23 protein-coding genes and 2 tRNA genes are annotated in these 26,527 nt (G+C 71.3%); 15 read left to right on the top strand and 10 right to left on the bottom strand.

Annotated elements, in window-relative coordinates; genetic code table 11:
* Positions 1-86 precede the first annotated feature (86 nt).
* Positions 87-1,652 (bottom strand): MDR family MFS transporter, encoded by a 1,566-nt coding sequence (locus AC2DGY_RS06565; RefSeq protein ID WP_484508895.1) that lies wholly within the window; start codon positions 1,650-1,652, stop codon positions 87-89.
* A gap of 154 nt (positions 1,653-1,806) precedes the next feature.
* Positions 1,807-1,880 (bottom strand) — tRNA-Met (locus AC2DGY_RS06570).
* A 176-nt stretch (positions 1,881-2,056) separates the two neighbouring features.
* Between AC2DGY_RS06570 and AC2DGY_RS06575 the strand changes: the two genes are divergently transcribed.
* Positions 2,057-2,863 (top strand): carbon-nitrogen hydrolase family protein, encoded by an 807-nt coding sequence (locus AC2DGY_RS06575; RefSeq protein ID WP_484508896.1) that lies wholly within the window; start codon positions 2,057-2,059, stop codon positions 2,861-2,863.
* 12 nt (positions 2,864-2,875) lie between these two features.
* Here the strand turns inward: AC2DGY_RS06575 and AC2DGY_RS06580 are convergent, their stop codons facing one another.
* The gene (locus tag AC2DGY_RS06580) at positions 2,876-4,078 is read right to left on the bottom strand and encodes an aminotransferase class I/II-fold pyridoxal phosphate-dependent enzyme (protein ID WP_484508897.1); all 1,203 of its coding nucleotides are present in this window, start codon (positions 4,076-4,078) and stop codon (positions 2,876-2,878) included.
* A 99-nt stretch (positions 4,079-4,177) separates the two neighbouring features.
* On the opposite strand from AC2DGY_RS06580, the gene AC2DGY_RS06585 reads away from it, so the two are divergent.
* Genes AC2DGY_RS06585 through AC2DGY_RS06595 form a run of 3 tightly spaced genes read left to right on the top strand, consistent with a single transcriptional unit; the run spans position 4,178 to position 8,527 of the window.
* Positions 4,178-5,767 (top strand): S1C family serine protease, encoded by a 1,590-nt coding sequence (locus AC2DGY_RS06585; RefSeq protein ID WP_484508898.1) that lies wholly within the window; start codon positions 4,178-4,180, stop codon positions 5,765-5,767.
* Positions 5,768-5,807: 40 nt separating this feature from the next.
* The gene (locus AC2DGY_RS06590) at positions 5,808-7,052 is read left to right on the top strand and encodes a CDP-glycerol glycerophosphotransferase family protein (protein ID WP_484508899.1); all 1,245 of its coding nucleotides are present in this window, start codon (positions 5,808-5,810) and stop codon (positions 7,050-7,052) included.
* Positions 7,049-8,527: a CDP-glycerol glycerophosphotransferase family protein gene (locus AC2DGY_RS06595; RefSeq protein ID WP_484508900.1), complete on the top strand. Its 1,479-nt coding sequence runs from the start codon at positions 7,049-7,051 to the stop codon at positions 8,525-8,527. Before AC2DGY_RS06590 ends, AC2DGY_RS06595 begins: the two co-directional genes overlap by 4 nt.
* 39 nt (positions 8,528-8,566) lie before the next feature.
* Here the strand turns inward: AC2DGY_RS06595 and AC2DGY_RS06600 are convergent, their stop codons facing one another.
* Entirely contained in the window at positions 8,567-9,661 is a 1,095-nt protein-coding gene (locus AC2DGY_RS06600; RefSeq protein ID WP_484508901.1) for a glycosyltransferase family 2 protein, read from the bottom strand.
* A 41-nt stretch (positions 9,662-9,702) separates the two neighbouring features.
* On the opposite strand from AC2DGY_RS06600, the gene AC2DGY_RS06605 reads away from it, so the two are divergent.
* A complete protein-coding gene (locus tag AC2DGY_RS06605) occupies positions 9,703-10,974 on the top strand; it encodes a CDP-glycerol glycerophosphotransferase family protein (protein ID WP_484508902.1) in 1,272 nt (423 codons plus the stop codon).
* Here the strand turns inward: AC2DGY_RS06605 and AC2DGY_RS06610 are convergent, their stop codons facing one another.
* Both AC2DGY_RS06610 and AC2DGY_RS06615 read right to left on the bottom strand, forming a co-directional pair.
* Entirely contained in the window at positions 10,975-11,946 is a 972-nt protein-coding gene (locus tag AC2DGY_RS06610; protein WP_484508903.1) for a hypothetical protein, read from the bottom strand.
* A 44-nt stretch (positions 11,947-11,990) separates the two neighbouring features.
* Complete coding sequence (locus AC2DGY_RS06615) at positions 11,991-12,683, bottom strand: phosphocholine cytidylyltransferase family protein (protein ID WP_484508904.1); 693 nt, start codon at positions 12,681-12,683, stop codon at positions 11,991-11,993.
* Between the two features lie 190 nt (positions 12,684-12,873).
* Here AC2DGY_RS06615 and AC2DGY_RS06620 point away from each other — a divergent pair, with 190 nt between their 5' ends.
* The 3 genes from AC2DGY_RS06620 to AC2DGY_RS06630 are packed head-to-tail and all read left to right on the top strand — an operon-like array spanning position 12,874 to position 16,301.
* Complete coding sequence (locus AC2DGY_RS06620) at positions 12,874-14,463, top strand: ABC transporter ATP-binding protein (protein ID WP_484508905.1); 1,590 nt, start codon at positions 12,874-12,876, stop codon at positions 14,461-14,463.
* Positions 14,439-15,995, top strand: a complete 1,557-nt coding sequence (locus tag AC2DGY_RS06625; protein ID WP_484508906.1) for a hypothetical protein — start codon at positions 14,439-14,441, stop codon at positions 15,993-15,995. Before AC2DGY_RS06620 ends, AC2DGY_RS06625 begins: the two co-directional genes overlap by 25 nt.
* A gap of 39 nt (positions 15,996-16,034) precedes the next feature.
* Positions 16,035-16,301: a DUF3039 domain-containing protein gene (locus tag AC2DGY_RS06630; RefSeq protein ID WP_484508907.1), complete on the top strand. Its 267-nt coding sequence runs from the start codon at positions 16,035-16,037 to the stop codon at positions 16,299-16,301.
* Here the strand turns inward: AC2DGY_RS06630 and AC2DGY_RS06635 are convergent.
* A complete protein-coding gene (locus tag AC2DGY_RS06635) occupies positions 16,298-17,635 on the bottom strand; it encodes a nicotinate phosphoribosyltransferase (RefSeq protein ID WP_484508908.1) in 1,338 nt (445 codons plus the stop codon). The two genes, AC2DGY_RS06630 and AC2DGY_RS06635, sit on opposite strands and share 4 nt — an antisense overlap.
* A 56-nt stretch (positions 17,636-17,691) precedes the next feature.
* Here AC2DGY_RS06635 and murI point away from each other — a divergent pair, with 56 nt between their 5' ends.
* From murI to AC2DGY_RS06655, 4 genes are all read left to right on the top strand, one after another.
* Complete coding sequence (murI, locus tag AC2DGY_RS06640) at positions 17,692-18,510, top strand: glutamate racemase (protein WP_484508909.1); 819 nt, start codon at positions 17,692-17,694, stop codon at positions 18,508-18,510.
* Between the two features lie 79 nt (positions 18,511-18,589).
* Positions 18,590-19,324, top strand: a complete 735-nt coding sequence (gene rph / locus AC2DGY_RS06645; RefSeq protein WP_484508910.1) for a ribonuclease PH — start codon at positions 18,590-18,592, stop codon at positions 19,322-19,324.
* A gap of 3 nt (positions 19,325-19,327) precedes the next feature.
* Positions 19,328-19,927 (top strand): RdgB/HAM1 family non-canonical purine NTP pyrophosphatase, encoded by a 600-nt coding sequence (gene rdgB, locus AC2DGY_RS06650; protein ID WP_484508911.1) that lies wholly within the window; start codon positions 19,328-19,330, stop codon positions 19,925-19,927.
* A gap of 79 nt (positions 19,928-20,006) precedes the next feature.
* Positions 20,007-20,921 (top strand): cation diffusion facilitator family transporter, encoded by a 915-nt coding sequence (locus AC2DGY_RS06655; protein ID WP_484508912.1) that lies wholly within the window; start codon positions 20,007-20,009, stop codon positions 20,919-20,921.
* Between the two features lie 3 nt (positions 20,922-20,924).
* On the opposite strand, the gene AC2DGY_RS06660 is transcribed toward AC2DGY_RS06655, so the two are convergent.
* The gene (locus AC2DGY_RS06660; protein WP_484508913.1) at positions 20,925-23,402 is read right to left on the bottom strand and encodes an ATP-dependent DNA ligase; all 2,478 of its coding nucleotides are present in this window, start codon (positions 23,400-23,402) and stop codon (positions 20,925-20,927) included.
* Between the two features lie 67 nt (positions 23,403-23,469).
* Here AC2DGY_RS06660 and ku point away from each other — a divergent pair, with 67 nt between their 5' ends.
* Positions 23,470-24,438, top strand: coding sequence for a non-homologous end joining protein Ku (gene ku / locus AC2DGY_RS06665; RefSeq protein WP_484508914.1), 969 nt, complete (start codon positions 23,470-23,472; stop codon positions 24,436-24,438).
* Between the two features lie 4 nt (positions 24,439-24,442).
* Here the strand turns inward: ku and AC2DGY_RS06670 are convergent, their stop codons facing one another.
* Together AC2DGY_RS06670 and AC2DGY_RS06675 are read right to left on the bottom strand one after the other, a co-directional pair.
* Complete coding sequence (locus AC2DGY_RS06670; protein WP_484508915.1) at positions 24,443-25,213, bottom strand: DedA family protein; 771 nt, start codon at positions 25,211-25,213, stop codon at positions 24,443-24,445.
* A gap of 53 nt (positions 25,214-25,266) precedes the next feature.
* Positions 25,267-25,348, bottom strand: a tRNA-Leu gene (locus tag AC2DGY_RS06675).
* Between the two features lie 123 nt (positions 25,349-25,471).
* On the opposite strand from AC2DGY_RS06675, the gene AC2DGY_RS06680 reads away from it, so the two are divergent.
* Both AC2DGY_RS06680 and AC2DGY_RS06685 read left to right on the top strand, forming a co-directional pair.
* The gene (locus tag AC2DGY_RS06680) at positions 25,472-26,311 is read left to right on the top strand and encodes an LLM class flavin-dependent oxidoreductase (RefSeq protein WP_484508916.1); all 840 of its coding nucleotides are present in this window, start codon (positions 25,472-25,474) and stop codon (positions 26,309-26,311) included.
* The gene (locus AC2DGY_RS06685; protein WP_484508917.1) at positions 26,308-26,490 is read left to right on the top strand and encodes a hypothetical protein; all 183 of its coding nucleotides are present in this window, start codon (positions 26,308-26,310) and stop codon (positions 26,488-26,490) included. The genes AC2DGY_RS06680 and AC2DGY_RS06685 overlap by 4 nt, the downstream gene beginning before the upstream one ends.
* The last annotated feature ends 37 nt before the right edge of the window (positions 26,491-26,527 follow it).

Below are 26,527 nucleotides of genomic sequence, written 5' to 3' on the forward strand. Positions count from 1 at the left end.
CCGCGAGCCGCCCGGCGAGGATGCGGTCGTGCGCGGGATTCTCGCCGCCGCAGTGGATTCTCGCGGATACGGGATCTCGCGGGACGCTAGCGGGCGCGCGACGCGAGGGCGGGCTTGTCCGACAGACGGAGCTCCTTCATGAAGAAGGCGATGAGGAAGCCGGCCAGCCCGAGCGGCACGAGAAGCCAGAAGGACGGCGCCAGCGCGTCGGCGTACGCCGTGACGACGGCATCGCGCAGGTCCGCCGGGAGGGTGTCGACGGCCGCGGGAGTGAGCGAGGAGGCGCCGAATCCGGACGGTATGTCGGATGCGGGGACGTTGCGGGTCACCTCGCTCAGCGTGGTCGTGAGCCGGGCGGTGAAGGCGGCGGAGAAGACGCTGGTCCCCACGGCGGCGCCGATCTCGCGGAGGAAGTTGTTCGTCGAGGTCGCCACGCCCACCTGGTCGGGCGAGACGGCGTTCTGGGCGGCGATCACGATCGTCTGGATCACCAGGCCGAGCCCGAGCCCCAGCACGAAGATCATGGCGCCGAACAGCACGGTGGACATTCCGCCGGTGATCTGGGTGAGCCAGGCCAGGCCGGCGGTGGCGAGCGCCATCCCGGCGATCGGATACACCTTGTACCGTCCGGTGCGGGTGATGAGCCGGCCCGAGGCCAGCGAGCTGATCATCAGTCCCGCCGTCATCGGCAGCATGAGCAGGCCGGATGTGGTCGCTCCGACGCCCTCCGACATCTGCAGGAAGGTCGGCAGGAACGACAGCGCAGCGAACATCGCCATGCCCAGCACGAGGGCGATGAGCGCGGCCACGGTGAACGTGCGGCTGCGGAACAGTTGCAGCGGGACGATCGGGTCGGCCGCGCGGGATTCGATCCAGAGGAAGCTGCCGAACGCGGCCACCGTCACCGCGGTCAGGGCCAGAAGCCGGGGGTCGCGCCAGTCGTAGCCGGCTCCGCCGGTGAGCGAACTCCAGCTGGTGAGGAAGACGATCCCCGCGGTCGTGGTCGCCAGGAGCAGTGCGCCTCCCACGTCGAAGCGTCGCGCCGGTCGGCGCGAGGGGAGCTTCAGGGCGAACCACGCGATCGCCAGGGCGATGATGGCGACGGGGACGTTGGTCCAGAAGCACCACCGCCACCCGGGACCTTCCGTGAACCAGCCGCCCAGCAGCGGCCCGGCGACGGTGGCGATGCCGAACACCGCGCCCATCGGACCCATGAACTTCCCGCGGTCGCGCGGCGAGACGATGTCGGCGATGGTCGCCTGCGACAGGATGACCAGCCCCCCGGCGCCCAGGCCCTGCGCCGAGCGCCAGACGATGAGTTCCGCGAAGGAACCGGCCAGGGCCGAGCCGGTGGAGCCCACCAGGAACAGCGAGATCGCCACCAGGAACGGCACGCGGCGACCGATCAGATCGCCCGTCTTGCCGTAGATGGGCATCACGATCGCGATCGCGAGCAGATACGCCGTGACGACCCAGCCCTCGCCTTCGGCCGCACCCAGCTCACCGACGATCGTGGGCAGTGCGGTGCCGACGATCGACTGATCGAGAGCGGAGAGGAACATCGCCGCCAGCAGGGCGCCGAAGATCACACCGACCCGGCGGCGGGACATGGCCACGTCGGGCGTGTCGTCGGTGGTCGCGGAGGGGCTCATGCGAACGTCTCTACCCGACGCCACGCCGGCGCGTACCCCCTTGCGCTTCGGGCCGCGGGCGTCCGCACCGGTCGCCCGCTCACGTCATCGCGTCAGGCAGAGCAATAGGCCCCGGATCGGAGATGAAGATCTCTGATCCGGGGCCTATTCTTTGTTGCGGGGACAGGATTTGAACCTGCGACCTCTGGGTTATGAGCCCAGCGAGCTACCGAACTGCTCCACCCCGCGGCACGATCAAAAGCTTATCACGGAACCGCAGGGGCCTTGCTCCGCCCCCGGCCGCGTGACGGACGCGGGCGGTGGGGGTGGGCGGCTCGCGCTCGTCGTCCTGGCGGCCGCATCCTCGTACTGTGGGTGGTGGTGCCCGTGGCGATCCGCGTCCGGCGCGACGGAGGGGGAGACGCATGAGCGGCGATTCGGTCGGAGTAGCGGTGGCGCAGTTCGCGCCCGCCGCCTCCGTCGCCACGAACGTGGACGTCATCGGGGGCCTGGTCGCCCGGGCGGCGGCGCGCGGCGCCCAGGTTGTCGTCTTCCCCGAGTACTCCAGCAGCTTCATCGATCCCTTCGACTCCTCGCTGGCGGAGAATGCCGAAACCGTCGACGGCCCGTTCGTCTCGGCCCTCGTCGGTCTCGCCGCGACGCATGACGTCACGATCGTCGCGGGGCTCCTGGAAAGCGCCGATGACGGCATCCGCGTCCGCAACGCCGTGGTCGCGGTCGATCGCACGGGACTGCTGGCGGTGTACCGCAAGCTGCACCTCTACGACGCGTTCGGACAGCGCGAGTCGGACTGGGTGCAGGCGGGCGACATCGCGCCCCCCGAGACGTTCCAGGTCGGCGGGATGCGGTTCGGGCTGATGACCTGTTACGACCTGAGGTTCCCCGAGGTGGCGCGCGTGCTGGCGGATGCGGACGTGGACGTCATCCTCGTGCCGGCGGAGTGGGTACGCGGACCCCTTAAAGAGCACCACTGGCGGACGCTCCTCCAGGCGCGCGCGATCGAGAACACGCTGTTCGTCGCGGCAGCCGATCATCCGCCGCCCCTCGGCGTGGGCAACTCGCTCATCGTCGACCCGCAGGGCGTGGTCGCGTCGGGGGTCGGTACGACCACCGACGTGGCCGTCGCCCACCTGGACCGCGAGGCCGTGGAGCGCGTGCGGCGGGTGAATCCGGCACTGAAGCTGCGTCGCTTCCGCGTCGAGCCGGCCTGACCGGGAGCCGGCTCAGGCGTTCAGGCGCGACAGCCGGGACGCGGCGTCCTCGAGGACGTCGATGCGTTTGCACGCGGCGAATCGCACGAGCGTCCGGTAGCGCCCACGGTGGGGGGCGGAGGCGAACGCGGTCAGCGGGACGCCCACGACCCCCGCCCGTGCCGGCAGCGCGCGGCAGAACTCGTCGGCGTCCGTGGCGCCCACGGCCGCCGCATCCGCCACCGTGAAGTAGGACCCGCTCGGCACGGAGACGTCGAAGCCCGCTGCGCGCAGTCCCGCGCCGAGAAGGTCGCGCTTGTCCCGGAGGGTCGCGGCGATGCCGGTGTAGAACTCATCGGGCAGGCGGAGCCCCGTGGCGATGGCGGGCTGGAAGGGACTCCCGTTGACGTAGGTCAGGAACTGCTTGACGGCCAGCACCGCCGACACGAGGGCCGACGGGCCGGTGACCCAGCCGATCTTCCACCCGGTGACCGAGAACGTCTTGCCCGCCGAGGAGATGGAGACTGTGCGATCCCACGCGCCCGGCAGCGTCGCGATGGGCACATGCGCACCGTCGAAGACCAGGTGCTCGTAGACCTCATCGGTCACGATGACGGCGTCGTGACGCTCGGCCAGCTCCACGATGCGCTCGAGGACCTCCCGGGAGAAGACCGTACCGGTGGGGTTGTGGGGGTCGTTGACCAGGATGACCCGGGTGCGGTCGGTCACGACGGCGGCGAGTTCGTCGAGGTCGGGCTGGAAGTCCGGCCACCGTAGCGGCACGGGGACGAGGCGGGCACCGGCCAGCGCGATGCACGCCGCGTACGAGTCGTAGTACGGCTCGAACACCACGACCTCGTCGTCGGCGCCGTCCAGCAGCGCGAGCAGCGTCGCGGCGAGCGCCTCGGTCGCCCCGGCGGTGATGAGGACATCGCGCTGCGGGTCGGGGCGGAGGCCGTAGAACCGCTCCTGGTGCTCGGCGACGGCCGTGAGGAGCTCGGGGATGCCGCGGCCGGGCGGGTACTGGTTGACGCCGTGGGCGATCGCGTCCCGCGCGGCGTCGAGCACGACGGCCGGTCCGTCCTCGTCGGGGAAACCCTGCCCGAGATTGATCGCTCCGGTTTTCACCGCGAGAGCGCTCATCTCGGCGAAGATGGTGGGTACGACCGATCCGTCCGGTGCGCGGAGGCCGGCACCGTCGGCAGCTCGCCGCCAGGCCCCCGGAATCTCTTGCATCCCCCTCACGCTAGTCGCATAGTCGGATCCCGGCGGCACCATAGAAAAACCACAGCAACCGGAGTCAGGCTGTACACGCTTGACAGAAGGAGCACACCCATGAGCGACAACCAGGGCGAGCGCCCCGAACGTCACGTCCCGGCATCCTCGCCGAACGACGGTTCCGACGCGCCCGCCACCGAGACCCCCGTCACGCCGGCGCCGCAGCCGGCGGATTCCACAGCGGCCCCGGCGCCCGCTTCTCCCGGTGCGGGGCAGGCGGCCACGCCGCCGCACCCCGGCGCCGTGCCGCCGCACGGCGCGCCGGCCCCCTCCGGGTGGGGTGTGCCCCCACGGGGACCGCAGCCCCCGCGCGCGCCCTACGCGGGTACGCCGCAGGCGGGCTACGGCACGCGACCCGCTTACGCCGGTGAGCCGGCGGCACACGCCTTCGGCCCCGCCGCCGCGACGACCCAGCCGACCACTCCGCTCGCACGCGAGGAGGAGTCCACTCCCCGCAACAAGTCCGGCGCCGGCAAGGTCGTGGCACTGATCGTGGCGGCAGCCCTCGTGGGCGGAGCGGCGGGACTGGGCGGCGCCTACGCCGGACTGAGCATGTGGGGCGGATCAGAGTCCTCGCCGGTCACCGGCCCGCAGACGATCACGCTCAACGACACCGACGACGTCAACCAGACCGCCGCGATCGCTGCCAGGGTGGTTCCCAGTGTGGTGACCATCAGCGCGAGCAGCGACGGCGGAGGCGGCACCGGTTCCGGCGTCATCCTGAGCGACGACGGCTACGTCGTCACCAACACGCACGTCGTCACTCTCGACGGTGCCACCGCCGACGCCCGCATCACGGCGACGACGGCGGACGGCCGGGTGTACGACGCCGAGATCATCGGCACCGACCCGGTCTACGACCTGGCCGTCATCCAGCTCCAGGATGCGTCGGGTCTGACACCCATCGAGTTCGCCGACTCCAACGACCTCAACGTCGGGGACGAGGCGGTGGCCGTCGGCGCACCGCTCGGCCTGTCGAGCACGGTCACCACCGGAATCATCAGCGCGCTCAACCGCTCGATCTCCGTGGCCTCGGCCGCGGCCCCCGACGACGCGGAGACCGACGGCGAGGCCGAAGTGCCCGGCCAGGAGGAGCCGTTCTACTTCGACTTCGGCCAGGGCCAGCAGGGGGGATCGACCGAGACGATCAGCATCTCGGTCATCCAGACCGACGCGGCCATCAACCCGGGCAACTCCGGCGGCGCCCTCGTCGATTCCGAAGGTCGTCTGATCGGCGTCAACGTCGCGATCGCCTCTGCGGGCGGGTCGTCCGGGCAGAGCGGCAACATCGGCGTCGGCTTCGCCATCCCCTCCGACATCGTCGAACGCGTCGCCGACGAGATCATCGAGGGCGGTTCGGCGACACACGGCCTGCTCGGCGCGACGGTACAGCCGGCGGCGGCGGTCGAAGGCTCCGACATCGCGGGTGCCTACATCGCCGACGTCGTCTCCGGAGGCGCGGCCGAGGAGGCGGGGCTCCGCGAAGGGGACGTGGTCATCGAGTTCGACGGCAAGCCGATCACCAACGCCACGGACCTCACCGCGCAGGTGCGGGCACTGGCCGCCGGCGCGGAGGCCGCACTGACCTACGTGCGCGACGGCGAGCCCCAGACCGCGGACGTGACCCTCGGCGAGCTCACCCCGTAGGCGCTCAGGCTCGGACGCCACCCCGCGATAGGCTCGCGGGGTGGCGTCCTTCTCGTTCGGCGCGGGAAATGCGCGGAAGCTCCTGAGCATGCCGATCTACGCCCTGGGCCGGATCGCCACCGCCGTCATCCCGCGTTCGCGCGACGAGTGGGTCTTCGGATGCGCCGTGGGCATCGCCGACGGTGCGCTCGCGCTGTGGGAGCACGCATCCGCCTCCGGGGAACGGGCGGTGTGGCTCGTCGCCGGCGCCGACGAGGCCGAGGATGCCGCCCGGCGCGGCATCCCGCACGTGCGCAAGGCGGGTCTCCGCGGGTTCTGGCGCACGGCACGGGCCCGTGTCGTGGTCATCACGCATGGGTTCGGCGACGTCAACCGCTATGCCGTGTCGGGGGCCCTCATCGTTCAGTTGTGGCACGGCATCCCCCTCAAGCGCATCGGCCTGGATTCTCCGGAGACGCTTCGCAGCCGCATCCTCCCGGGGTCCCGCCTCCTGCGCGCTCTCCTCCGGCGGATGTACGCCACCGCCACGCGCCGCATCCGCATCCTGCCGGCAGCCTCCCACCTCGTGCGCGGGCGGCTCGAGTCGGCGTTCGATCTGCCGGCTGAGCGTGTTCCCGTCACGGGGGAGCCGCGCGTGGACGTGCTCTCCCGCGGCACACCGGCTGATCGCCGCGCCGCGGCGCTGACGGCCATCACGCAGGCGGCGGGGCCGGTCGAGGCCCACACCCGCCTCGTGCTGTATGCGCCGACCTGGCGGGACGGCGCGCCCGACCCGGCCGTGCCCACGGCGGCGCAGTGGCGCTCGATCGTCGACGTGCTGGAGCAGGGTGATGCCGTGCTCCTCGTGCGGTCGCATCCGCTTGGCGCGGGGGAGTACCGCCCGCCGTTCCCCACCGACCGCGTCCGTGCGCTGGGAAGCGACCTCGTGCGCGATGTCACGCCGCTCCTGGCGGGGATGGACGTGCTCGTCACCGACTATTCCTCGCTGGCCTTCGACGCGGGTCTCGTCCCCCTCCCTGTGCTGTACCTCGCGCCGGATCTGGAGGACTATCGCGCGCGGCGGGGGATGTACGGCCGGTACTCCGATGTCGCGGGGACGGACTGGTCCGCGTCGTGGGACGATCTCACCGGCCAGCTCGAGGCGGTGCTCCGCGATCCCGGTGACCGCATCGCCCGGTCGTTCGCTCTGAGCGAACGCGTGCATGCCTTCCGCGACGGTCGCAACACCGAGAGGGTCTACGAAGCCATCCGCGCCGCACTCGGCGCGACGAGAGGAGCCCCATGACCGACGCTCGTTTCCACGTCGGCGACGATGCCGTCGCAACGCTGGACGTGTCCGGCACCGGCCCCCGCCCCGACGCGGTGTCGCTCGTGGGCCGTCGGGCCTCGGCCGCCGCGCGCCTGAGCGGTGACGGGCAGACGTGGCGCGCGGTCATCGCGCTGACGGCGTCCCGCTGGGGCGGTCCTGAGCTGCCGCTTCCCTCGGGCGAGTACACCCTCGTGATCGACCCCGGCGAGGCGACCGACACCGACCCACCCGGCACCGCGCTGCCGGTGGCGGCGCTCGGTACGCTGCGGGCGTCGTGGGACGGGACCCACGTGCGGATCCGGCCGCCGGTCGACCCCGCGTACGACTCCGGCGAGGGCCAGGACGCCCTCGAGCGACGCTACGCCGCAGGGCGTGACGAGCTCGAGAACGCGGTCTTCTTCGAGAGCTTCTACGGCCGAAACGCCAGCTGCAACCCGCTCGCGATCGACCGGGAGCTGGCGCGCCGCGCACCCGGCGTCACGCGGTACTGGAGCGTCGTCGATCTGTCGGTGCAGGTCCCCGACGGCGCGATCGCCGTGGTCGAGGGAAGCCCGCAGTGGTGGCGCGCCCGCGGCGCATCACGCCTGCTGGTGATCAACGACTGGATGCGCCGGCGCTTCGTCCGCCGTCCGGGGCAGGTCGTCTTCCAGACGTGGCACGGTACGCCCCTCAAGCGCCTCGCCCTGCACCGTCCCGGCTTCGACCCGCGCCGGGCGGCGGCCGTGATCAAGGAATCCCGGCGCTGGAACGTGCTGCTCGCGCAGAACCCCTATGCGGGGCGGATCCTCCGTAAGGCCTATGCGTTCTTCCGCCGCCCCATCTGGGTGGAGGGATATCCGAGGAACGACGTTCTGGTCACGGACGACGGATCGGCGACCCGCCGCGATCTCGGCATCGCCGCCGACGCTCGCGTGCTGCTCTACGCCCCGACGTGGCGCGACGACCGGGACGAGATCGTCGATTTCCTGGATCCGGCCGCGCTCGCCGACGAACTGGGGGCGGTCGTCCTCGTCCGCGGCCACTCCCGGACGATCCTCTCCGGCAAGGACGCCGAAGGACCGCGGGTGATCGATGTCACGGGATTCCCCGACACCTCACGTCTGCTCACCGCTGCCGACGCTCTCATCACCGACTACTCCTCGGTGATGTTCGACTTCAGCGTCACCGGCAAGCCGATGTACTTCCTGGTGCCCGATATGGCGCACTACCGCGGGGAACTCCGCGGCTTCTACTTCGACCTCGTCGACGCGGCTCCGGGGCCGGTCGTGCGCACCCAGGAAGAATTGCTCGCCGCCATCCGCGACGGCGATCCCGCCGATCACGCCGATCGCTACGACCGCTGGCGGAGAACCTTCAACGCCCGCGACGACGGCCGCGCCGCCGAGCGCGTGGTGGCGCGCATCCTGGACCAGCGACTCGTCGAGGATGCGGCCGACGGCCTCACGCGGTGAGGAAGACCTAGGGCCCGCTCGGGGTGCTGCGGTGCGCGATCAGGGGAGGGGGGTGTTGCGCCCGTCCAGCCGCGACGTGTCGACGGTGTCGCGCGCGCCGGTGAACAGACCTGCGACGAATCCCGCTCCCCACGACAGGTGCATCGTGGGGAGAACGGCCAGCGTCCACACCTTGTCGCGCCATCCCTTGCCACCCCCGCGTCCCGCCGCGACCCCGCCGATGAGCACGGCGTAGGCGGCGACCGGCAGGTGTAGCACCGACGCGATCCGCGACGACGGTCCGGTGATGACCCGGGTGGCCTGCAACGCCCCGACGGCGGCGCTCAGCCCGACGGCGGCGACGAGCGCCGGGGGAGCGAAGAATCGCAGGGAGTTGCGGCGGCCGTAGCGCCGAACCAGCTCGCCCCGCCACGCCCCGGTGGCGCGGAACTGCCGGACGAGACGAACCCAGCTCTCGCGGGGCCAATAGACCACGGACAGTTCCGGGTCGAACCACACGCGGTACCCGGCGCGGCGGATCCGCAGGTTGAGCTCCCAGTCCTCGCCGCGGCGGATGGACTCGTCGAACAGGCCCACTTCCTCGAGGACGGAGCGGCGCATGACGCCGAGGTACGCCGATTCGGCCGGTCCCTCCTTCGTGCCGCCGTGGTACGCGCCGCCGCCGAGGCCGATGGGGGAGTTGTACGCGCGGGCGACGGCGCGCTGGAAGGGCGTTCGCCCCTCGGCGTGCATCACTCCGCCCACGTTGGCGGCCCGCACCCGGGCGAGAGTGGCCAGAGCGCGCCGCGTGTAGTCCGGCGCGATCTCGGAGTGGGCGTCCACGCGCACGATCGTCGGGTAGCGGCCCGCCCGGATGGCGCGGTTCAGCCCGATCGGGATGTCTGCTGCGGGGTTGTCCACGAGGAGGATCCGTGAGTCTTCGTCGGCGAGCGCGCGGGCGATCTCGGCGGTGCGATCGGAGGACGGACCGAGTGCCAGGACGAGCTCGACCGGGCCGGGCACATCCTGGGCCAGGACCGTCTCCACGGCCCGCCGCAGGTACCGCTCCTCGTTGAGGACCGGCATGACGAACGTGACGCCGGCTCCGTCCGCGGGGACCGGCGCATCCCTGCGTCCAGGAGCGGCGACATGCATCCGTCGATCATGTCACGGCGCCGCCTGGGTACGCTGGAAGGATGCGACTGCTCAGTGACGTCAAGCTCGCGTGGAGCCTTTTCCGCAAGGGTTTGTCGAACCGGGGGGCCGTTGCCGCGGTGCGCCGCGTGGTGCAGACGCAGCCGCCGCATCCGCCGCACCACTATCGCATCGCGGTGTACTTCGCCGATGGCGGGGTGAACATGTACCAGATGCGTCAGTGGTACAAGCCGCTGGCCGGCATCGCCGAGCGCTGGCCCGTCGTCGTGCTGGCCCGCTCCGCGTTCGGCGCGCGGGCGCTCATGGCCGAGGACGCCCTGCCGGTGGCGTACGTGCCCTCCGTGCGCGACCTCGAACAGTTCGTCGCGACCCAGGACATCCGCGTCGTCCTCTACGTCAACCAGAACACCCGCAACTTCCAGATGTTCCGGTACGGACACCGCTGGCACGTGTTCATCAACCACGGCGAATCCGACAAGATGTACATGGCCACCAATCAGTTCAAGGCGTACGACTACGCCTTCGTGGCCGGGGATGCCGCACGCGACCGGCTGGACCGGGTGCTGTGGGACTACGACCTCGACGCACGGACCTTCTCGATCGGCCGCCCCCAGGCCGACCACTATTCCGGGGCCCTGCCGTACACCCCCGACGACCGCACCGTCGTGCTCTACGCCCCCACGTGGGAGGGCGATCGCCCGTCGGCGCACTATGGATCGATCCGCTCGCACGGGGAAGCCCTCGTCTCGGCGCTCCTGGCCACGGGGCGTCACCGCGTGGTCTATCGCCCGCACCCGCGTTCGGGCGTCGTCGACCCCGAGTACGGTGCAGCGAACCGCCGCATCATCGCGGCGCTCGAGGCCGCCAACGCCGCCGACCCCGGCGCGAACCACGTCCACGACGCCGGTGCGGAACTCGGGTGGCAGCTGGCGGTGGCCGATCTGGCGATCGTCGACATCTCCGCGATGGTCTACGACCGCCTCGCCGCCGACAAGCCGCTCCTGATCACGCGGCCGGCCGACCCCGAGGCGGTCGTCGACACGCACGGATACCTGTCGGCGTGCGAGTGGCTGGATGCTGCGGATGCGGGAGCCGTGGTCGCCGAATCCGACCGCGTCCTGGCCGACCCGGAGTCGGTGGCACGGCTGCAGCACTGGGTGCGCTACTACTTCGGCGACACCGCCCCGGGGGCGGCGAGCGGCCGCTTCACCGCGGCGATCGAGACCCTCATGGAGCGCTGGGAGCAGTGGCACTCGCGGCCCGGCGCCGAACACGACATCGACGACGGCGACGAGGCCCACATCGAGGACTGATCAGCGGGGTGATCCGCCGTCCTCGCCCTCCGGCGAGGACGAGCGCCCCGGGAACGCCCGCCGGGCGGCGCCACCTGCGCGGCGGGTCGCCTCGCCGACCGTCCGGCCCGCCGACGCGACCCCGCGCGCGGCGCTACCGGCGGCACCGGCCACCGCTCCGCCGATGCGCTGCGCGCCGGCGCGGGCGGACTGTTCGACCCGGCGCGTGCCGGGCGCGGGCTCCAGTTCGGCCGGAAGCCGCACCGGGGGAACGCCGAACGCCCGGCGCGATCCGACGAGGACGCGCCGACCGAGGATGTGGTTTCCCGCCCCGCCGACGACGGCGCCGATTCCGAAGGGGAGGGCCTTCCCGACCCAGGAGGCACCGCCGCGGATGGCGAACTGATGGATGAAGGTGGACTTCAGACGGTCCACGAGAGGACCGACGGCGGCGCGTGGGAGCGTCTTGGTCACCATCTCGCCCCAGTAGCCCGCCCGCGTCGGGCCGCGCCCGCCGGCTTGCCCGGCGAGCTGGGCGAGAAGGTCGACGCCCTCCTTGCCGAGCATGAGGGTGAGGACCAAGGCGCGCGCGCGGTCGGGATCGACCAGGGCGATGCCGTGCACCTCGGCGATCGACTGCGCGAACAGCGCCGTCGCTTCGATGAACCCGACGGTCTCGGCCCCGCTGAGGGCGAGGGTCACGCCGGTGCCGACCCCGGGTACGACGGCGGTGGCGCCCACCGCTGCGCCTCCCGCGGTCACGGCGGCGAGGTAACGACGCTCCAGGATCCCGACGATCTCCAGCGGCGACGCATCCGGGTGGCGGAGGCGGATGCTGCGGAGGTGGGCCAGCACGGCCGGACGCTGGATGGCGAGCACCCGGTCGAGCGCGCGGATGGTGCGCGGATGCTCCTCCGATCCCACGGGCGGCAGCCCGCCGGACCAGGGTGCGTCCTGCGGAAGGGAGTGGATGCGGTGGACCTTGTCGCTCATCACGGCGATCCTATGACGAGCGTCTGCAGGGTGCCCGTGCGTCGTCAGACGAACAGGTTGGCGCGCTCGAGGTCCTCGGCGAAGTCGACCTCGACGGCGTAGAGGTCGGAGATGTCCATCGGCTCCAGGCGCAGGCCGTCTTCGGCGACGGCCAACTCGAGGCCGCGCTCGAAGTAGTCCTGGTCGCCCACGCGGGCGAGCTGGCGCTGGAACGCCCTCTTGTCACGGGCGGAGATGAAGTTGATCCCCACCGCCTCGCCGATCCCGCCGACGACGGTCTTCGACAGCTCCTTGATGAACCCTTCGGAGCTCACGGTGTACTTGACCTCTTCGTCGCTGACCTTCGCCGTGTTCACGGTGACGAAGGACTGGTCGCGTTCGATGAACGGCATGGCCCGCCCGAGGATGCGCGGATCGAACACGACGTCGCCGTTCATCCACAGCACGCCGCGCTTGCCCGTCTGAGCCAGGGCGCGCAGGAGGCTCTTGGATGTGTTGGTCTGGTCGTAGCGCTCGTTGTAGACGTAGTCGGCCTTGGGGAAGGCATCGACGATCGTCTCGGCGCGATACCCCACGACGGTGAGGATCCGCGCGCCGGGGCCGAAGGCAGCGTGGACGTTGTCGTGCTGCTGCTGCATGATGCTGCGACCGTCACCGAGCTCCGTGAGGGGCTTGGGAAGGCTTCGGCCGAGCCGTGAGCCGAGGCCGGCGGCGAGGATGACGATCTGAGGGGACACTGTTGCTCCTGAGGTTGGTTCACTTCCGGTTCACCGGAATGCCACTCCTTTGTGCGCCCCTCATGGTAGCGATAATGGCTGGAAGGGTGCACAATATCCCTCACCCGTTGCCGATTCGTGACCCGCGGTGTCCCCGTCTCACAGGGGAACACCAGGTCGGTGCACGGGGTGACCTTGATAGTTTGGACGGATGACAGCCTCGCTGCCGCTGCCTGACGGTTCGCCCCCGGACGTCGATGCGGAGATCGACGCGGAGGCGGCTCCCACGACGCCCCCCAAGCCCCCCAAGCCCCGCACGCCTGCGCGAACGGGCGCGTCCGCGCGCCCGGCTGCCCCGGCCGGGAAGAAGCCTGCTCCGAAGAGGCCGACGATCGCCCGGCCCGCCTCGACGTCCGCCGAGGGGCAGAAACCCGCCACGAAGAAGCCCGCGGCGGCGCGGAAGCCCGCCACCAAGAAGCCCGCCCCGCGGCCGTCAGCCGCGCGCGCACGCTCGGTGAGCGACGCGCAGGCGACGATCGCACAGCCCGCGGATGCGGTGATGACCGAGGCGCAGCCTGCGGATGTGGTGACCACCGAGTCGGAGCCGACGAACGCGGTGGCCGTCGCCCCCGCGGAGCACCCGGCCACGGACGCGGCGGACGTCGTTCCGCCCGGACCGCCCCCGCCGCTGCCGCCCGGGCTGGTCATCCCGCCCCGCCCTCCGCTTCCGCCCGTTCCCCCCGTCCCGGCCGCGCCGGCGGTCGTCGCGGAGACCGAGCCGGAACTCGTCGCGGAGACCGAGCCGGAACTCGTCGCGGAGACGGAGCCGGAACTGGTCGCGGAGACCGCGCCGGAGCTCGTCGCGGAGACGGAGCCCGAACTGGTCGCGGAGAGGGAGCCGGAGCTCGTCGAGGTGACGGAGCCGGACGTCCTCGTCGAACCCGCGCCCGAGCCGGAGATCGCACCGGAGCCGGAACCCGGGTCCGACGACGCCGCCCTCGCCACGGTGTTCGAGGAGCCGGTGGTCGACGCCGACGGCGCCGTTCCCGCTCTGGTCCTCCATGGCGTCGGGAAGACCTTCGGCGGCACGCGCGCGGTGGACGGGGTGAGCTTCACCGTCCCCGCAGGCTCCTTCTACGGGATCGTGGGCCCCAACGGCGCGGGCAAGACCACGACCCTGTCGATGATCGCGGGGCTGTTGCGCCCGGACGAGGGCACCATCACCGTCAACGGTCTCGACGCGCGCACGCGCTCGACCCAGGCCAAGCGGGTGATGGGCGTCCTCCCCGACCGTCTTCGCACGTTCGATCGCCTCACGGGTCGCCAGTTGCTGTACTACTACGGGGTTCTTCGTGGACTGCCGGCGCCGGTCGTGGAGAAACGGATCTTCGACCTCGCCCGCGCCTTCGACCTGACCGACGCGCTCGGTCGGTCAGTGTCGGACTACTCCACCGGGATGACGAAGAAGGTCATGATCGCCGGCGCGATGATCCACTCGCCGCGCCTGCTCGTGCTCGACGAGCCCTTCGAATCCCTCGACCCGGTCTCCAGTGCGGTGATCCTGGAGATCCTCACGACCTACGTCGCACACGGCGGCACGGTCATCCTCTCCAGCCACGGCATGGAACTGGTCGAGCGGGTCTGCAACCGGGTGGCGGTGCTCGTGGCCGGCGAGGTGCTCGCCGAGGGAACCGTCGAAGAGGTGCGCGGCGCCGGAACGCTGCAGGATCGGTTCCTCGAACTGTCCGGCGGCATGGGCGACGTGGAGGGGCTGGAGTGGTTGCACGCCTTCTCCGACTGAGACTGGCCACCCTCCTCGGCGCGTTGCGAGGAGACCGGCGTCATGTCCTGCGGATGACCGTCGGACTCATCGTCCTGGCCGCGGCCACTGCGGTGGCCGGGATCGCCATCCTGAGCCTCCGTGATGCCTCCACGGCCGCGGCGCACGTGGTCACGGTGCTCGGCGGGTCGGCCATCACCCTGGGTTTCGCGGCCCCGCTCGTCCTCGGCGCCGTCGACCCGCTCGACCCGCGGCGGTTCGCCGTCGTCGGCCTGCCGCCCGGCCCGCTCGCGGCGGCGCTGGCGGTCACCGGCGTGATCAGCGTGCCGATCTTGGTCGTGCTCGCTCTCGCGGTGTGCGCGGCCCTCATGTGGCGTACGCAGGGTGCCACGCCAGGACTGGGCGGCGCATCCGTCGTGCTCAGCGTGCTCACCTGCACGCTTCTGGCGCGGGTGAGCGAGGCGGTCGCGGCCCTCGTGGTGCGCGAGCGTCGCTCGCGCGAACTGACCGGGGTGTTCCTCGTCGGGGTGCTGGTCGTGGTCGTGCCGGTGGGGGTGTTCCTCGCCTCCCTCGAATGGCGCGGCGCCGTGCCCGCGCAGCTTCGGGAGGCGGCCGGTGTGCTGGCGCTCACGCCGCTGGGGGCGGCGTGGGGCCTGCCCTTCCAGTCGGGCAGCGCTGTGGCCGTCTCGCTCGTCGTCGCCGTCGTGACCGTGCTGGTCCTCGCGGCGGCGTGGGCGGCTCTGGTCCACCACATGCTCACGCGCGTCGAGCGACCCGTCGCCGTCCGCGAGCGCGGCGGGCTCGGGTGGTTCGCCGTCACGCCGGGTACGCCCGGGGGAGTGGTGGCCGCGCGGAGCCTGGTGTACTGGTTCCGCGACCGCCGTTACCTCGTCAACATCCTCGTCGTGCCCGTTGCGGCGCTCCTGACTGTCGTGCCCCTCCTGGTGGCCGGGGTGCCGGTGGCCATCGCGGCGCTGGTGCCGGTTCCGGTTCTGGCGCTGTTCTTCGGATGGATGCCGCACAACGACGTCGCCTACGATTCCACCGCGATCTGGATGCACATCGCCAGCGGTGTGCGGGGTGCGGCCGACCGGGTGGGGCGGCTCGTTCCGATCGTCTTGATCGCGGTTCCGGTTCTCGCCATCGCCGTCTCGGTCGCGGCTGCGGTGCACGGTCGCTGGGCCGTCCTCCCGGCCCTCGCGGGCGTGTGCGCGGCGCTGTTCCTGTCGGGGTTGGGGCTTTCGAGCATCGCCTCGGCCGCCGCGCCCTACGCCGTGTCGCACCCCGGGGACAGCCCCTTCCAGCAGCCTCAGCGCACCGGCGCCGGCGGGGGCATCTCGCAGGCGCTGGTGATGATCGGCGCGATCGTCCTCAGCGCCCCGGCGCTGTGGTGGGGGTGGCTGACCGTCAGCGACGACGTGTCCTACGCGATGCCGGCCCTGTGGGCAGGGGTGGCCGCGGGTGTGATCGTCCTGCTGGCAGGCGTCGCGATCGGTGCGGCGGTCTTCGCGCGCCGCGGCGACCGCATCATGGAGCTCGCCGAGACATCCTGACGGGCCGCGGACCCCTCCCCGCGGCTACACTGGCACATCATGAGCACGCCAGTCGAACAGCCCGATCCGGGCGGAATCGCCACCCTCGACCGTGAGCTGGAAGAGCTCATCCGCGAGGAGAGCGTCGAGCCGGGCGATCACGAGCGGTTCTCGCACTACGTCAAGAAGGACAAGATCCTGGAGTCCGCGATCACCGGCAAGCCGGTGCGCGCCCTGTGCGGCAAGAAGTGGACCCCCGGCCGCGATCCGGAGAAGTTCCCGGTGTGCCCCACCTGCAAAGAGATCTACGAGTCGCTGCAGAGCTAGCGGGCCATCGAGGCCGCGTCGCGGAACACCGTCGGCAGGGCGGGGTCGGAGCGGCTGAGGGCCAGCGCGCGGACCGGCAGCTCCTCTCGAACATGCGCGTGATGGGCCCGCGCGGCCGCGACCCCCGCATGCCCCTCCGCTGACGTGTCGATCTCGCCCTCGGTCACGAGGGGAACCTGCAGTGCGCGGGCGTCCGGGTGGGCGGATGCGTCGTCCAATTCCTCGTACCCGTCGGACACGACGATCAGCTCGCTGGTGGCCACACCGTCATCGCGCGTGCGGAAGGCGGCCTTCCGCCCGGCCTTGGACGCCTTGTCGGTGGACGCCTTCGCGACACCCACCCACGAGCCGGCGGCATCCTGTCGGGCCACCAGCTTGAAGACCATCCCCGCCGTCGGGCTTCCCGACCCGGTCACCACCGATGTGCCCACCCCGTAGGCGTCGACCGGAGAGGCGGCGAGGGCTGCGATGGCGAACTCGTCCAGGTCGCTGGTCACCGTGATGCGGGTACCGGTCGCGCCGAGCCCGTCCAACTGCGCACGCACGTCGGCGGCCACGGTCGGCAGGTCGCCGGAGTCGATGCGGACACCGCCGAGTCCCGTGCCGGCCACCCGGACCGCGGTCTCCACGCCGGTGCGGATGTCGTAGGTGTCCACGAGCAGCGTGGTGTCCCTTCCCAGCGCGTCGATCTGAGAGCGGAAGCTGTCCTCTTCGGTGTCGTGGAGGAGCGTCCACGCGTGTGCCGCCGTTCCCATGGTGGGAATTCCCCACCGGCGCCCCGCGGCCAAGTTGCTCGTCGCGCTGAATCCGGCGATGTAGGCGGCACGGGCCGCCGCGATGGCCGAATCCTCGCCCGCGCGGCGCGAGCCCATCTCGGCGAGGGGGCGATCGCCGGCGGCCACGCTCATGCGAGCGGCGGCGGTCGCGATCGCCGAGTCGTGATTGAGCACCGAGAGCGCCAGGGTCTCCAGCAGGACCGCCTCGGCGAACGTGCCCTCGACGGTCAGGACCGGCGAGCCCGGGAAGTACAGCTCGCCTTCGCGGTACCCGGTGATCGAACCCCCGAAACGGTAGTCGGCCAGGTAGTCGAGCGTCGGGGCGTCGACCACCTTCTCGTCGCGGAGGAAGCGAAGCTCTTCATCGCCGAAGCGGAAGTCGCGCAGCAGCCCGAGGAGCCGCCCCGTTCCGGCGACCACGCCGAATCGGCGGGCTCCGGGGAGGCGCCGCGCGAAAACCTCGAAGACGCAGCGCCGGTCGGCGGTGCCGTCCCGCAACGCCGCCTCCAGCATCGTCAGCTCGTACCGGTCCGTGTGCAGGGCGGTGCTCGCGCTCATTCCGTCACCCTATCCACCGATCGGCGTGCCGGCAGTCGCGGGTAGGGTGGGATGTCGTGGATGAGGCGCCGATCGGGATCTTCGACTCGGGTGTCGGTGGTCTCACCGTCGCCCGGGCTGTGTCGGCGCAGTTGCCGCGGGAGTCCATCCTGTACGTCGGGGACACCGCCCGGTCGCCCTACGGCCCCAAGCCGATCGCCGACGTGCGGCGGTACTCCCTCGAGGTGCTCGATTCGCTGGTCGAACAGGGCGTGAAGATGCTCGTCATCGCCTGCAACACCGCCTCCGCCGCGATGCTCCGGGACGCGCGCGAACGCTACGACGTTCCCGTGGTCGAGGTGATCGGTCCGGCCGTGCGTACCGCGATGTCGACCACCCGCAACGGCCGCATCGGTGTCATCGGCACGGAGGGGACGATCTCCTCCGGCGCCTACCAGGACATGCTCGAAGTCAACGCGCAGCTGACGGTGTTCGCGCAGGCGTGCCCCCGGTTCGTCGAGTTCGTCGAGGCGGGGGTCACCGACTCGCCCGAGGTGCTCGCCGTCGCCGAGGAGTACCTCGCGCCGCTGCGGTACGCCGGCGTCGACACCCTCGTCCTGGGCTGCACCCACTATCCGTTCCTCGAAGGCGCGATCAGCTATGTCATGGGGCCGGAGGTGAGCCTGGTCTCCAGCGACACCGAGACCGCGAAAGACGTCTACCGCCAACTGGTGAGCCGTGACCTGCTCACGCGACCGGACGCCGTCGCCTCCCACGTCTACGAAGCCACCGGCGACTCCGTCGACGATTTCGTCCGCCTCGCCCACCGCCTCATGGGCCGCGAGGTGCGCGACGTGCACCTCGTCCACACCGGCGCCATCGACCTGCCCCGCTGACGCGCCGCATCCCCACCCACTCCGGCAGGACCCGACGGGAACTGCCGAACGACGACATCACCCGAAGGAAAGGCACCCGATGACCGACATCACCCGCGCAGACGGCCGCGCCGTCGACCAACTGCGACCGGTCACGATCGAACGCGGCTGGTCGGCGCATGCCGAAGGCTCCGCTCTCATCAGCTTCGGAGGCACCCGCGTGCTGTGCACGGCGTCGTTCACCAACGGCGTGCCCCGGTGGCTGACCGGCAAAGGCAAGGGCTGGGTCACCGCCGAGTACGCGATGCTTCCGCGGGCGACGAACAGCCGGAACGATCGCGAGAGCATCAAGGGACGCGTCGGCGGCCGCACGCACGAGATCTCGCGCCTCATCGGCCGGGCCCTCCGGGCCGTGGTCGACACGAAGGCGCTGGGGGAGAACACCCTCGTCCTGGACTGCGACGTGCTCCAGGCCGACGGCGGGACCCGCACCGCCGCGATCACCGGGGCCTACGTGGCGATGGCCGACGCGATCGCCTGGGGCAAGGAGCGGAAGTTCATCGCGCAGCGCTCGGAAGTGCTCGTGGACTCGGTCTCGGCCGTGTCGGTCGGCATCATCGACGGCGCGCCCATGCTCGACCTCGCCTACGTCGAAGACGTCCGCGCCGAAACCGACATGAACGTGGTCGTCACGGGCCGCGGCCTCTTCGTCGAGGTGCAGGGCACGGCCGAGGGCGCGCCCTTCGACAAGAGCGAGCTCGACCGGCTGCTCGAACTCGGCGTCGCCGGATGCGGCCGACTGCGCGACGCGCAGGCCGCGGCGCTGGCGGGCTGACCCATGGCGCGGCAGATCGTCCTGGCGACCCACAACCCGCACAAGGTGGCGGAGTTCGCCGCGATCGTGGCCGCCGTGCGGCCCGACCTCGAGGTGATCGCCTACGACGGCCCCGAACCCGTGGAGGACGGCGTGACCTTCGTGGACAACGCCCTCATCAAAGCCCGTGCCGCCGCCGCGCACACGGGGCTCCCCGCGCTCGCAGACGACTCTGGATTGTGCGTGGACGTCCTCGGCGGGTCGCCGGGGGTCTTCTCGGCGTACTGGGCCGGCCACGCCAAGGATGCCGCGGCCAACGTGGCGCTGCTGCTGGACCAGCTCGCCGATGTGGCCGATCCGCACCGCACCGCGCAGTTCGTCTCGACCATCGCGCTCGTGGTTCCCGGCGGAAGCGAAGACACCGTCGAGGGCCGATGGCCCGGCCGGCTCGCCGCCGCCGCATCCGGGGCTGGAGGGTTCGGGTACGACCCGATCTTCGTCCCCGACGGACAGGAGCCCGGCGCCGAGCGGACGGTCGGGGAGTGGTCGGCGGCGGAGAAGAACGCGGTCTCGCATCGCGCGCGTGCCTTCGCCGCGCTCGTCCCGCTGCTCGAGCGCGTCTGAGCCGCGAGAGAGAACCGTTCTCGTTCCCGAGAGGGCGGTTCCGCCGCTGACGGCGGCGACTCGGTCGTAGCCTGGCTGTATGCACGATCACGCACGGGGGATCCGCGGGGGCAGCAATCGCCGCCTGCTGGCGATCTCGCTGGCGATCACGACCGTCGTGATGGTCGTGCAGATCGTCGGCGCGGCCCTGTCGGGGTCGCTCGCCCTCCTCGCCGACGCCGCGCACATGTTCACCGACGCCGCCGCCCTCGTCATCGCGCTCGTGGCGAGCGCGGTCGCTGCCCGGCCCGCGAACGACCGGCGCACGTTCGGCTATCAGCGCGCCGAGGTGTTCGGTGCGCTGGCCAACGGCATCATCCTCGTGGTCCTGTCGGTGTGGGTGGCCGTCGAGGCCGTGCTGCGCCTCATGAACCCGGCCGAGACGGAGATCTCCGGCGGTCTCATGCTGGCCGTCGCCGTCGTCGGCCTCATCGCGAACGCCACCGCGATGTGGCTCCTCGGCGGCGCGCAGCGTCGCAGCATCAATGTCCGCGGCGCCTACCTCGAGGTGCTGGGCGACCTCCTGGGATCGGCCGCCGTCATCGTCGCGGCGATCGTGATCCTCGCGACCGGGTGGGCGCCGGCGGATGCGGTGGCCTCCCTCCTCATCGCGGCGATGATCGTGCCACGCGCCCTCGGCCTCCTGCGCGAGGTCGGGTCGGTGCTGGGGGAGGCGGCACCGAAGGGGATGCAGGTGCAGGAGATCCGCGACCACATGCTCAGCACGCCCGGGGTCGTGGGCGTGCACGACGTGCACGTGTGGCAGCTCACCCGCGGGGCGCCGGTGTTCAGCGCGCACGTGATCGTCGAGGACGCGGCGCTCACCGACGGTCGGTCCGGACGCATCCTCGCGTCCCTCCAGGGGTGCCTGTCGCAGCACTTCGATGTCGAGCACTCCACGTTCCAGCTCGAGCCGGCCGGTCACATCGAGCACGACGACGCCCGACACGCGTGATCCTCAGGACTCGCGCACGACCTCGTCCGGCGACTTGTCGGGGCGAAGACCCCGCCAGCGGGCATGGCGGAGGATCCCGCCGGGGGTGAACTCGGCGAATTCGACCTCGCCGACGAGGTCCGGGCGCACCCACAGGGCGTCGCGCGCGTCGGGTCGCGGCACCTCGACGAACGGGCTCTCGTCGGTGCGCCGGGGGCGCAACTCCGCCTCGAGCAGCGCGATGGTCGCTTCGCTGAACCCCGATCCCACTCGGCCGGCGTACTGCAGGCCCTCGCCGTCCGGGATACCCAGGAGGAGAGAGCCGATCGTGCCGTTGCGCCCGCCCTTTCCCGGGCGGATCCCCCCGATCACGACCTCCTGGGTGCGCGTCAGCTTGACCTTGAGCCACTGCTCGGAGCGAGCCCCGCGGCGGTAGGGAGAACCGGGGTCCTTCACGACGATGCCCTCGAGGCGCAGAGTGCGGCTGGCCGCCAGCGCTGCATCCACGTCGTCGAAGACGGGCGGAACGACGACCGGGTCGGATGCGGTTGCGGCGTACTCCTCGAGGTGCTCCCGACGATCGGACAGGGGGAGCGGGGCGAGGTCGCGGCCGCCGCGGGAGAGGATGTCGAAGAGGAAGAGCTTCACGGGAGTGCGCGTGGCCTCGCGCGCGATCTCCCGCGACTTCGCGAGGTTCATGCGCGTCTGAAGGAGCGGGAAGCTCGGCCGGCCCCGGGAGTCCAGCGCGACGATCTCGCCGTCGAGCACCGCGGGCTCGGGGCCGAGGCCCAGGTCGACGGCGGTCAGTTCGGGGTACTTCGCCGTGACGTCGTTGCCGCTTCGGGCGCGCAGGTGCAGGCGCGTGCCGTCCCACACGCCGATGGCCCTGATCCCGTCCCACTTCCCCTCGACCCACGGGTGGCCCCAGCGACTGGCCGCCTGGCGGGCGATGCCCGGGGCCGCGGAGGTCGCCAGCATCGGCTTCAGCTCGGAGGGCGGCGGGATCACCGACGGGTCGGTGGCGACGACGGGCTCCCCGTCCGCCGGCGCGATCGCCGACGGGTCCCTGGCGACGACGGGTTCCCCGTCGGGCTGGGGATGACCTGCCGCATCCGTCTTCATGCGGTGCAGCAGCCACGTCGACTTCTCCCCGCTGCCGTCGGTGCGGATGAGCGCCAGGCGGACCCTCCCCACCGGGCCCCCGGCGCGGCCCTCGAGCGTGAAGATCACCTCATCCTCGCGCCACTTCTCCAGTTCGTACCGGCCCTCGTCCCAGATGGTCATGGTGCCGGCGCCGTACTGTCCGGCCGGGATGGTGCCGGAGAAGGTCGCGTACTCCATCGGGTGGTCTTCGGTCTGCACGGCGAGGTTGTTGCGCGACGTGGTCGACGGCACGCCCTTGGGCACCGCCCAGCTGGCGAGCACCCCGTCGTGCTCCAGACGCAGGTCCCAGTGCAGCCGCGTCGCGTGGTGCTCCTGGATGACGAAGCGGTGCAGCCCCTCCGATGCGGTGGCCCCGACGGGGTTCTCCGGCACCGGTTCGGGTGTGGCCCCGGCAGTGCGTTTGGCGATGTACACGCTCAGCGGGCCGTCGTCCGCGCCCCGTGCCCCCGCGGCGAAGCCGAGCGGAGCCATCGGGTCGCCGCCGGCGTCGACGCGCTCCACCACCTCGTCGAACAGCAGGTGCCGGAGGCCCGGGTCATCCAGCTCCTCCCACGTGCGGGGGGCGGCGACCGTCGGATGTGCGCGGCCGCGCAGCGAGTACGGCGCGATCGTGGTCTTGGAGCCGTTGTTCTGGCTCCAGTCGATGAAGACCTTGCCCGGCCGGGCGGACTTGGCCATCTGACTGACCACGAGGTCGGGGGAGTCGGCCTCGATCGCGCGGGCCAGCTCCTTCGCGAACGCCGTGATGGCGTCGCTGGACTGCTCACCCGGGAGCGCCGCGTACAGGTGGATGCCCTTGCTGCCGCTGGTGACCGGATACGGGTCCATGCCCATGTCGGTGAGGATCGCGCGGGCGTGCCGGGCCACCTCGGCGCACTCGGCGAGTCCGACGCCGGGTCCTGGGTCGAGGTCCAGCACGATGCGGTCGGGGTTGCCGCGGCCACCGTCGGGTGCGAACCGCCACTGCGGCACATGAAGCTCGAGGCTCGCCACCTGCGCGAGATAGACGAGGGTCGGCACGTCGCCGACGAGGGGGTAATCCTTCGGGCCGGAGGAGTGCGGGATGGGGCGACGCGGAACCCAGGAAGGCGCCCCAGCCTCCAGGTCCTTGGCGAAGAACGACATGCCCGGGTCCTCCGCCGTGCCCACGCCGTCCGGCCAGCGCTTTCGCGTCACCGGCCGCCCGGCGGCGTGGGGCAGGAGCGCGGGCGCGATGCGCGTGTAGTACGCGATGACCTCGCCCTTGGTCGTCCCCGTCTCTGGGTACAGCACCTTGTCGAGGTTCGTGATCCGCAGGCGCCGGCCGTCGATGCGCACCGTCTGATCTCCCGCGGCCATGTGCACCACCGTAGCGGCCGATCGCAAGGGGTTTCCGCGATTGCTGTGACAGGTGTCTACTGGTGTGATGAGGGCGATCTGGAAGGGCGCGCTGACCTTCGGTCTCGTGAACGTGCCGGTCAAGGTGTACTCCGCGACCGAGGACCACGACGTACCGCTGCATCAGGTGCACAACAAGGACGGCGGCCGCATCCGCTATCAGCGCATCTGCGAGGTGGACGGTGAGGTCGTGCCGTACTCCGACATCGACCGTGCCTACGACGACGGCGACCGCACGGTGGTGCTCACCAAGGAAGACCTCGAGTCCCTCCCCTCCGAGCGCAGCCGCGAGATCGACGTGGTCGAGTTCGTCCCGAGCGATCAGGTCGACCTGCTCACGCTCGATCGCGCGTACTACCTCGAGCCCGACTCCGCCTCTCCGAAGGCCTACGTGCTGCTGCGGCGGACGCTCGAGGAGACCGACCGCACGGCCATCGTCCGGTTCTCGCTGCGGCAGAAGACCCGGCTGGCGGCGCTGCGCGTCCGCGGCGACGTGCTCGTTCTGCAGACCCTCCTGTGGGCCGACGAGGTGCGGGAGGCGGCGTTCCCGGCGCTGGACGAGTCGGTGCGGATTTCGGCGAAGGAGCTGGAGATGTCGGCGGCTCTCGTCGAGAGCTTCGCCAAGGATTTCGATGCCGAGGAGTTCACCGACGAGTATCAGGCAGAGCTCCGCACCCTCATCGACGCCAAGCTCGAGCAGGGCGACGCCCTGGACACCGCCGCCACCTTCGGCGAGACCGAGGACGAGGATTCCGGCGGCGAGGTGATCGACCTCATGGAGGCCCTCCGCGCGAGCGTCGAGCGCAGCCGCGCCGCGCGAGGCGGCACGACCGAGGATGCTCCGAAGACGTCGGCCGCAGCATCCGGCTCGTCGAAGTCCGCGTCGACGTCGCCATCCACGGCCACGTCACCGAAGAAGAGCAAGGCGGCGTCGCCGTCTAAGACCACCGCGCCGAAGACCACCGCGGCGAAGAAGAAGACCGCCAAGGCCTCCTGACGGCTCAGCCCTGGGGTGCCTCGGGACGGCGCGGAGCGTCACCCGTCGCATCGGGGTCGAGCACGAGCGACTGCGCTTCGCTCGCGTCGGTCTCCGGGTCGCCGCCGTGCGGCGCCCGCCGGGCGTGCGCCCGTTCCCGGAAGTAGTGGAAGGCGACGAATCCGATCGTGCCGGCCACCGCCGCCAGCAGGATGACGTCGATGTAGTTCGTCACGAAGTCGCGGACGGGCGGGATGAGGCCGACGCCGTAGCCCAGCATCGTCAGTCCGATCCCCCAGATCACCGCGCCGATGAGGTTGTAGAGGGTGTACTTCCACTTGTTCATGTGGCCGACGCCGGCGGCGATCGGGGCGAACGTCCGGACGATCGGGACGAAGCGGGCGAGGATCACGGTGAGACCGCCGAAACGCTCGAAGAAGGCATTCGTGCGCTGAACGTTCTTGACGCTGAAGATCCCGGACTCCTTGCGCTCGAAGATCGCCGGGCCCGCCTTGTGGCCGATGAGATAGCCCACCTCGCCGCCGAGGAAGGCCGCCAGGCCGATGAGGAGGCTCACCACCCACACGTTCAGCCCGAACACGCCGTGAGGAGCGACCGTCGTGGAGTGGGAGAGCAGCCCGGAGATGATCAGCAGCGTGTCGCCGGGCAGGAGGAACCCGACGAGGAGCCCCGTTTCGGCGAAGATGATGAGGCACACCACCAGCAGTGCCCAGGGACCCGCGGCCGTGATGATCGTTTCCGGGTCGAGCCACGGGATGAGAGCGGTGTGGAGCATCAGGGCGATCCCGTCGTTCGGTCGGCGAGGAGGCCGGCGCGCAGGCGCCGCCGTGCGGAAGGTGGGACTTGAACCCACACGCCCGGAGGCACAGGAACCTAAATCCTGCGTGTCTGCCGATTTCACCACTCCCGCGGGTGGGTTCAGTCTAGGTGAGCCCCCCTGCCCCGACGGTGGGGAAATCCCCCGAACCCGCGTCCGGCAGCGGCCGCGGCGGCCCCCGCTGTGGGCGTCGGGGGTCTCGGATAGGCTCTGCCCGTGCAGCAAGCGGAGCAGCGTGCGCGGGTGGGTGTTGTCATCCGGCCGCAGCTGCCTCCCGAGGATCTCCTGGCCGCCGTGAGGGCGGTGGAGTCCGAGGGTGTCGAGGATCTGTGGTTGTGGGAGGACAGCTTCTGGGGCGGGGGACTGGTCACCTCGACGGCGGCCCTGTCGGTCACCTCTCGCGTGCGGGTCGGTCTGGGGCTCATGCCGACACCGCTGCGCAACCCCGCGCTCGCGGCGATGGAGATCGCGGCGCTGGCGCGGATCCACCCCGGTCGGTTCGTGCCGGCGTTCGGGCACGGCGTTCGCGAGTGGATGGTGCAGGCCGGCGCCGCGGTCGAGAGCCCGCTGACCCTGATGCGGGAGTATGCCGCGGCCGTGCGTGCCCTGCTGCGCGGTGACGAGGTGAGTGCCGCGGGCCGGTACGTGCAGCTCGATCGGGTGCAGCTCAGCCACCCGCCGTTGCCGTCCGCTGTGCCGCCCATCCTTCTCGGCGCGAACGGGCCGAAGGCGTTGCGCTTGGCGGGCGAGATCGCCGACGGCGTCGTGCTCGGCGATGTGCCGACCGCGGAGGCCGTCGCCGCGGCGGTCGCTGTCGTGCGGGAGGGGCGCGTCGGCTCGCCCCTGGAGGGCGAGCGCCTGCAGGTGGTCGGATACGTCGAGCCCGCTGCCGATCCCGCCGCGCAGGCCATCGCGTTCGTCTCGGCCGGGCTCACGACGATCGTGTTCTCGCCCGAGGAGAGTGACCCCGACCCGCGTGCCCTGTTCGACGTGGCCCGCGTGGCCCGCGCTGCGCTGGCGTCAATGCCGTCCGATGACGAGGACCCCCTGACGTGATCGGCGTCGTCTTCGTCCATGGTGCGGGAGCCGGTGCTCACGAGGAGGATGCTCCGCTGGCGGCCAGCCTCGCCGAACACCTGGGAGAGCAGTACTCGGTCGACTTCCCCACGATGCCCGACGACGATGGCGCCGACAATCGGCTGTGGCACTCGGCGATCGCCCAGGCCCCACCGTGACCTCTACGCCGCAGCCATCCCGGGCGCCGTTGCGCGC

The organism is Microbacterium sp. Z6_144 (genome assembly GCF_057197625.1).